Source organism: Acinetobacter sp. AS5, assembly GCF_048957595.1.
Lineage (GTDB): Bacteria > Pseudomonadota > Gammaproteobacteria > Pseudomonadales > Moraxellaceae > Acinetobacter.
Genome location: NZ_JARDAL010000049.1, coordinates 20,605 through 27,931, shown reverse-complemented (window position 1 = coordinate 27,931; position 7,327 = coordinate 20,605). Strand labels below are relative to the sequence as shown.

At 35.0% G+C, this 7,327-nt stretch carries 7 protein-coding genes; all 7 read left to right on the top strand.

Annotated features, from left to right (window positions below; all coding sequences use genetic code 11):
* The first annotated feature begins 758 nt into the window (after window positions 1–758).
* The 7 genes from PV763_RS14445 to iscX all read left to right on the top strand — a co-directional run bounded on the left by PV763_RS14445 (window position 759) and on the right by iscX (window position 7,297).
* On the top strand, window positions 759–1,280 hold the full coding sequence (locus PV763_RS14445) for a hypothetical protein (protein ID WP_312585980.1): 522 nt from the start codon (window positions 759–761) through the stop codon (window positions 1,278–1,280).
* A gap of 110 nt (window positions 1,281–1,390) precedes the next feature.
* Window positions 1,391–2,092, top strand: a complete 702-nt coding sequence (locus PV763_RS14440) for a molecular chaperone (protein ID WP_420938099.1) — start codon at window positions 1,391–1,393, stop codon at window positions 2,090–2,092.
* Between the two features lie 41 nt (window positions 2,093–2,133).
* Complete coding sequence (locus tag PV763_RS14435; protein ID WP_420938098.1) at window positions 2,134–4,464, top strand: fimbria/pilus outer membrane usher protein; 2,331 nt, start codon at window positions 2,134–2,136, stop codon at window positions 4,462–4,464.
* Between the two features lie 10 nt (window positions 4,465–4,474).
* A complete protein-coding gene (locus PV763_RS14430; RefSeq protein ID WP_312585985.1) occupies window positions 4,475–4,885 on the top strand; it encodes a hypothetical protein in 411 nt (136 codons plus the stop codon).
* A 271-nt stretch (window positions 4,886–5,156) separates the two neighbouring features.
* Entirely contained in the window at window positions 5,157–6,437 is a 1,281-nt protein-coding gene (locus PV763_RS14425; RefSeq protein ID WP_420938097.1) for a glycosyltransferase family 4 protein, read from the top strand.
* A gap of 20 nt (window positions 6,438–6,457) precedes the next feature.
* Window positions 6,458–7,009: a phosphatase PAP2 family protein gene (locus PV763_RS14420; protein WP_278357269.1), complete on the top strand. Its 552-nt coding sequence runs from the start codon at window positions 6,458–6,460 to the stop codon at window positions 7,007–7,009.
* Between the two features lie 87 nt (window positions 7,010–7,096).
* Window positions 7,097–7,297: a Fe-S cluster assembly protein IscX gene (gene iscX / locus PV763_RS14415; RefSeq protein WP_004278360.1), complete on the top strand. Its 201-nt coding sequence runs from the start codon at window positions 7,097–7,099 to the stop codon at window positions 7,295–7,297.
* The last annotated feature ends 30 nt before the right edge of the window (window positions 7,298–7,327 follow it).

Here is a 7,327-nt window from a genome sequence, read left to right as displayed (position 1 = left end):
TGGTTTGAGATTCAATTTAATCGCTGGAATCTACAACTTGGAACTGAGCAAAAAATGATTTATGAAAGAGGTCTAATATTTTTCTCTAGTTTTTATCTTAAGTTCAATCAAAAAATATTTATTAGAATATTAATTCTGAAATTAAATTTTTAAATAGTAAAATTATTGATTAATTAAATTAATAGTAATTAAAACTTAATAATATTGTAAAATTAATTATTTACTTTGTCACATTTTTATACTCTAGATTTAATATATGCTTTGTGTTGTTTTATTGTAATTATTTATCTAGATGAAAAATATTAAACTTTTATGATGCTGTAAAAATAACAATAAAAAATAAAAAAAATAATTTTTTTAAAGGGTAGTATCTGGAAATTGTAAGCATTTGTAAGATTTATTTCCAATTTAAATTGAGTGGTTTGAAAAAATAATTATATCAATATCTTGTGGGTATTTTTATCTATTAGATGAAGTGTGGTGAAAGTATGAAATGCTTATAATTTTAAATGGATCGTATTTGTAATAATTTATATATAAGTCTAAGTGCTTATAAAACAAATAAATATATAGATAGATGATTTTATAAAAATATAGGCGACTATATCGTGAATATTAAAGCTTTGTACGCTAATTAAAATAATCGCACTAATATGAGTCTGCGCTTAGAAAAATAGCTCTAAATTCTAAGAGTTGGGATATAAGCGTTAAAAATAAAAGAAAAATATATTCTTTTAAAAAAAGAAATGGAGAAAAATATGAAAAAAATGACTCAAGCCACATTGGCAGCACTCGTACTGGGTTTTGGTTTTAGTTCAACAGCTCTCTACGCAGCAGAAGCAAACAGAGGTGGTCCTCCACAACAGGGTCCAAATAAACCTCATAAACCAGGCAAACATGGATGTGGAGACAAATGTGACGGAAAAATTGACATTGTTTTGGAAGTTCCAAGACATTGTGATTTAGATGTTGAGACACCTCGATTAACACTTGCACAAACCACGGGAGGTAATTGGAGCGATGCAGGCTTCTTTAATGTCAGCACAAATGCCCCTTATCGATTAAATATTAACCCACTAAATACTTTGCGCAATGGTGAGAACTCTGTACCTGTAGTTGTAACTACTACACGTGGTGGAAAAACTTATTATGGCACTCAGTCAAGTACCAAAGGGCAAGCTCATCGTTGGGATGTGGCAGCTACAGTAGCTGGTAGTGCGGTTGAAGCAGCTGATGCTGGTACTTATCGTGGTGTGTATAACGTAGAAGTTCGATTCTAATAATAAGAAATTTTTTATATAACATTTTGAATAAGTAGGAGATGTACTACATCTCCTATTTTAATATTTTTATGATTAATAATAATTATATTTAGGTTTGGGAGTGAAATATGATTAAAAAAATTATAGGATTTTCTATATTGTTTTTGTTTAGCTTTTCTTTATCAGCGGGAATAAAATTCAGTCCTATCCAACTCTATATTCAAGATTTTAAAAGACAGAAAAGTACAACTGTTAATATTGAAAGTACAGGATTAAGTACTTCAAAAATATATGAAATTAGTGCATTTAAATGGCAGCAAAATGAAAAAGGTGAAGATGTTCTATTGGAGGATAATACTTTATTGTTTAATCCAAAAACATTTGAGCTAAAACCTGAAAGTAAACAAGTTGTCCGTATCGGGTTTAGCCAACCCCCATTAAATTTAGAGCAACAGCAATCATGGAGGATCATTTTTAAAGAAGTAACACCAGTTGATGATAATTCTTCGATTAATTTTTTGTTTAATTTCTCACTACCTTTTTTTGCTGGAAAACAGGTTACACCACAATTAAGTATAGATCTGCAAAAAATTAATGAACTGGCTTATCTAAATGTAAATAATTTATCTAAATCTCATGCAAAAATTACTGAAGTAATAGTAGTGGATAGTAAAAACAATCAACTCATGAAAAAAGATTTTGTTCAATATATTTTGAGTGGAAATAAAATTAAATTTGAACTTGGGGAATTAAAAGAAAATGGAGATTTGAAATTAAAAATAAAAGTAGAGGATCATGAGGGATATTTGGAATTTCCTGTAAAAGCCTAGAAGATGCTTATAAAAAGAATAAATAGTAAAAGGATGATGCTATGAAGGTCACTAAAATTCTTCTAATGATCGCGTGTGGGATGGGGCTAACAAATGTAAATGCTGAAAATGTTCAACAGACGGTGCAGAAAGACAATTTAGAAATGTTCATCGTAAATATATGGGTAAATGGCTTAGATTATAAAACTGAAGCAATTCATTTTTCTGATGGAGGGCAGAGATATATTGAGTGTGAGGCTTTATCCAGAATCGGAATTCACATTGAAAGGATCCCCCGTCACTTGGTCAAGAAAGAATTCTGTTTATTGAATCAACCAGGTGTAACAGTTGAAGATGACTATAGTTTACAAGCCATTAAAATTAATTTTCCAGTCAATTATTTTGAAGATACTCATTATGAATTAGAGGTAGAAAATCCCGAGAAAGCGAATTTTGGAGGGTTTGTTAATTATAGCTTATTTTATAATAAAGATGATGAAGAACAAGAATTTAATACATTTTCAGAAATTGGGATATTTAAAGATTATTGGTTATTAAAAAATGCTTTTTTATATCGTAATGAACCTGAAGATATTGAAGAAGGATTTTTACGTGTCAATACGACGCTCGATGTTGAATTTCCAAAAATCTTTTCAAGACTTACCTTGGGAGATACGACAAGTCCTTATAGCAGTTTAAATAATTCTTTTCGGTTTGGGGGGCTAAGCTTTGGTACCAACTATACCAATCGTCCAGACTTTGTTTACTGGAATGCGCCGACTTTAAATGGAAGTGCAAGCGTACCCTCAACAATTGATCTATATATTAATGGGGTACGTTTATATCGGGATTCTGTGACCCCCGGTAATTATAATCTTCCTGCTGGAGCAATGCTGAATCAGGCGGGTGATGCGCAAATTGTTGTAGAAGATATTTTAGGGAATAGGACCGTCCAGAGTTTTCCCGTTTATATTAATAATCGATTATTAAAACCAAAATTGAATGAATATAATATTTCATTGGGTAAATTAAGATATAACTATGATTATGTCGATGATGATTATCGGGAGTTTTTTACAAAATTGTTTTATCGGCGAGGTGTAACTTCTTCAATGACCTTGGGAGGAGATTTTTTATATAGTAAAGATGTCAGCAATTTTGATTTTTTATGGACCCAAGGAATAAGTAAATACTTGCTTATGGATAGTGCATTTTCAGTTAGCCAGACAGAAGTGAATGATGAACAAGGATATGCGGCTTCGATAGCTCTAAGTCGGGATTTTAGAAACTGGTCCTTTGGTTTAAGTAGTCGATATTTTACTCAGGAATATCAATATTTAAGTGGTGATGTATATGACTCTAATATTGAAGCCTCAAATATTCTATATTTTAATTTTTCCAATTTGAGATTCATTGATGGATTAAATCTTAGTTATATTTATCAATCTTATTATGATCAAAATGGTTTTAGTAATGATACTCAGAAAATTTTTGATATTCGAGCTTCAAAAAGCTTAACAAAAAAATTATATACAAATTTTGGCTTTTATAAAGATTTTGGGAATGATGGGGATCATGGTTTCAATATCGCCTTATCTTACGATTGGGAAGAAAAGGGTCAAATTTATTTAAATCACGATACTGAGGATAATAAAACGGGTTTAAGTTTTAGTCATAGAACGATGACTCAGAATGGTTTTGATTATGTTTTGGGGGTTAATCGCACTGAAGAAGAAGTGAATTACAATGCTTATGGTTTATGGAAAACCAGTATTGGTAATTTACAACTTTCTCATGATGAGTATGAGGATCGTCGTAATTCACAGGCTATGTTTGAGGGTGCCTTGGTCTGGTTGGGGGGTAAAATGGCATTCACTAAATATGCTGATAATGCTTTTGCTTTGGTTGAGGTGGACCAACATCCAAATCTTGATATCTATCGCTCAGCGAGTCTAGCTGGAAGCACCAATAATCAAGGCTATATGTTTATACATAACATCATCCCTTATATCCATTACGATATTTCTTTTGACCATAACCAGTTAGCGATGGAAGAAACTTTTGAACACTCTTCTAAAAAAATGATTGGTCTGGATCAACGTGGATATAAGCTGAATTTTCCTATCTATAAAACCAAACGTATTGCGCTAAGAATTAAAGATGCACAACAAAATAATTTAGTTATAGGCTCTGAGGTTCTTGTAGATGGTCTCAGTACAGAAACTTCTTTTGTTGATAGTCAAGGTATTGTTTACCTATATCTATTTAAAGCAGGTACTTACACCCTCAAAGTGAAGACTAAGAGAGGACAGCAGTGCCAGGCTCAATTCATTCTGAATGAAAACCAATTCCAGAATTCAGACAAGCAAATTCTGGAAACTCTATGTAAGTAGGAGTAGAAAAATGAAAAAGCTCTTTTTATTTATTACCGCACTCAGTATGAGTGAAGTAGCCATGGCCCAATATTGCTCGATTGATGGTTTTACCACTCCAGAATTACGTCTAGCTAGCTATCAGCGTAGTCAGGCTGCCACTTCATTTAATATTTCATGTGATACTGGCTATTCAATTTTATTTAATAGTCAGAACCTGGTGAGTTCTAATGGGATAAGTTATGTATCTAACGGTCCTAATAAATTGCGCACTAAATTAAATTTGAGTGGTGCAAATAATGGGTTATGGGGAGTCAGAGTGAATCAGGGAGCTTCACAGAGACAGAAATATGTCGTTTCGGTTCAACTCGAAGAGAATCCTTTTAATGGGGTTCCAGCTGGAACTTATCGTGATCGGATTTCTGTCGATATTAATTTTTAATTCATAGAAATGAGGAAATGACCTGAAAGACTTTAAACCAATCTGGGATCAGTGCAGTAAAGCAAATATGCAGAAACTTTGAGGGAATTAAATGAAGATCTGCTTAAAGTGAATATCTTTTTAGTGTGAGGAATAATTGGTATTCACTTGTTTTTTTAATATAAATAATCATTTAGAAGTTTATTTTTGGATTTTTTTAGTTATTTTAATTCATCAAATAGTCATGAGATCTTTCTATACTGGGTGAAAAATATAAGCGAATAGGTGCGAGATGCAACAAATTTCCATCTCAGAATTATTAGAGCAACGACCTGTTATTCATAAAATCCAGTTTGATTTAAAAGAACAACGTAAACAGGCCATTCATGACAAAATAGTCCTAGAAGATCTGACACGGTCCCGTTTAAAAATTGCCATCGTTACCGAAACTTGGCCTCCTGAAATCAATGGTGTTGCCCATGCTTTATTGCAACTTTGTAAAGGATTACAAAAACAGGGGCATAAGATTTTATTAATACGTCCAGAACAACGACAAGCCTGTAACGATTTTAAACCGCATAGTGAATGTCTGGTTAAAGCGCATTGCATTCCTAAATATAGCAATTTGCAGTTTGGTAGACCGCAATTTTTAAAAATCCATCAAGCTGTTGAAACTTTTACACCCGATATTATTCACATTGTGACCGAAGGCCCTTTGGGTTTGGTAGCTCAGCAGCTTGCAAAATTCCATAAAATTCCAGTCTCTAGCGGTTTCCATTCATCATTTCAGGAATTTAGTCGGTTTTTTGATTTGGCTTTTTTACTGAAGCCAATTCAAGGCTATTTAAAGTGGTTTCATAATAATACTGATTTGACCTGTGTCCCGAGTCGAAGCACGGCTCAAGCCTTAAATCAGTTTGGTGTAACTTGTCCCTTGGCAGTTGTGGGCAGAGGCGTCGATCCAGATACATTTTCACCAAAGTGGCGATCACCAGATTTGCGCTATGCTTGGGGAGTTTCAAACGAGACCCGGGTGATGTTGTATGTCGGACGGCTTTCTCCTGAAAAGGAAATTGACGTGCTGATCAAAACCTATTTTGTGCTGCGCCAAGTTCGTCAGCAAGATATACGTTTGGTAGTGGTTGGAGATGGGCCGGATCGCACTCGACTTCAACAACTGAATCAGGATGGTAGTATTGTTTTTACCGGTAGCTTGACAGGAGAAAAACTGTCAGCGGCGTATGCCAGTGCTGATGTGTTTTGTTTTGCCAGTCAGGTTGAAACCTTTGGAAATGTGGTATTGGAAGCGATGGCCAGTGGCTTGCCAGTGATTGCTTATGATTATGCTTGTGCAAACTTGCATGTGCAGCATGGTGAAACGGGATGGTTGAGCAGACTTGGACATCAACAGGGTTTGATCCAGCATATGCTCGGACTGCCTGATCTGCAAAGATTACAGCAGATGGGCGCGCAAGCACGTAAAAAAGCCGAAAAAGTAGGCTGGCAATATCCAGTCCGGCAATTTGAACAGGCACTGTATTCACTGGTACAGCAACAGGAATACAGGATATAAAACAAGAAAGGAGCACCAGTGTGAAACTCCAGAATGTAAAGATTAAATTTTTAGAAATCGATTTGAAAGGCTGTGTTTATCTGAATCATTTTTCGCATTCAGTCCGTATTGCCACTTTTTTTAAAATGATTAGCCGCTTAGGAAATGGTGCATTTTGGTATTTCATGCTGATATTGGTTTGGATCATGCAAGGCTTGATCTATACCGTGCAGATTGTTTATCTGATTTTGGGAAGCACTATTGGTACCATTATTTACAAGGTGCTTAAAATCAAAACCGTACGGCCACGTCCTTATCAGGTGCATCAGGTGATCCGTTTGGGTGAGCATCCACTGGATCATTTCAGTTTTCCTTCGGGACATACCTTGCATGCCGTCATGGCAACCACCGTTTTAGGTTATGTCGCACCTTTATTACTCATGCTGATGTTGCCTTTTACGATTCTGGTCGCAGTGTCCCGAATGGTGTTGGGATTACATTATCCAAGTGATGTGGCGGTTGGCGCAATTCTGGGTGGCATGATGGCAATTGCCATTGTCCTGACTGCGCCTTATCTGAATATTATGCTGTAAAAATAAGTGAAAGCCGGGGCAAAGGCTCGCAGATTTTCACAGATTTGTTAAAGTACAGCATTGAAGCAATTATGGTGAGAAATAGAGATGGGTTTACGTTGGACTGACACTCTCGATATCGCGATTGAACTCTACGAAGCGCATCCAGATGTGGACCCGCAGTGGATTCGTTTTACTGATTTACATGCCTGGGTATGTGCTTTGCCTGAATTTGAAGATGATCCAACCAAGTCGACTGAAGGTCTGCTTGAAGCCATTCAAATGGCATGGATTGATGAGGCACGCTAAGCCCTCATCTTAAAAAAGCATTTTTTTACA

Bases quoted from the DNA above. Each gene is read 5' to 3' on its own strand.
- PV763_RS14445 (WP_312585980.1), top strand. From the start codon at position 759: ATGAAAAAAATGACTCAAGCCACATTGGCAGCACTCGTACTGGGTTTT.
- PV763_RS14440 (WP_420938099.1), top strand. From the start codon at position 1,391: ATGATTAAAAAAATTATAGGATTTTCTATATTGTTTTTGTTTAGCTTT.
- PV763_RS14435 (WP_420938098.1), top strand. From the start codon at position 2,134: ATGAAGGTCACTAAAATTCTTCTAATGATCGCGTGTGGGATGGGGCTA.
- PV763_RS14430 (WP_312585985.1), top strand. From the start codon at position 4,475: ATGAAAAAGCTCTTTTTATTTATTACCGCACTCAGTATGAGTGAAGTA.
- PV763_RS14425 (WP_420938097.1), top strand. From the start codon at position 5,157: ATGCAACAAATTTCCATCTCAGAATTATTAGAGCAACGACCTGTTATT.
- iscX (WP_004278360.1), top strand. From the start codon at position 7,097: ATGGGTTTACGTTGGACTGACACTCTCGATATCGCGATTGAACTCTAC.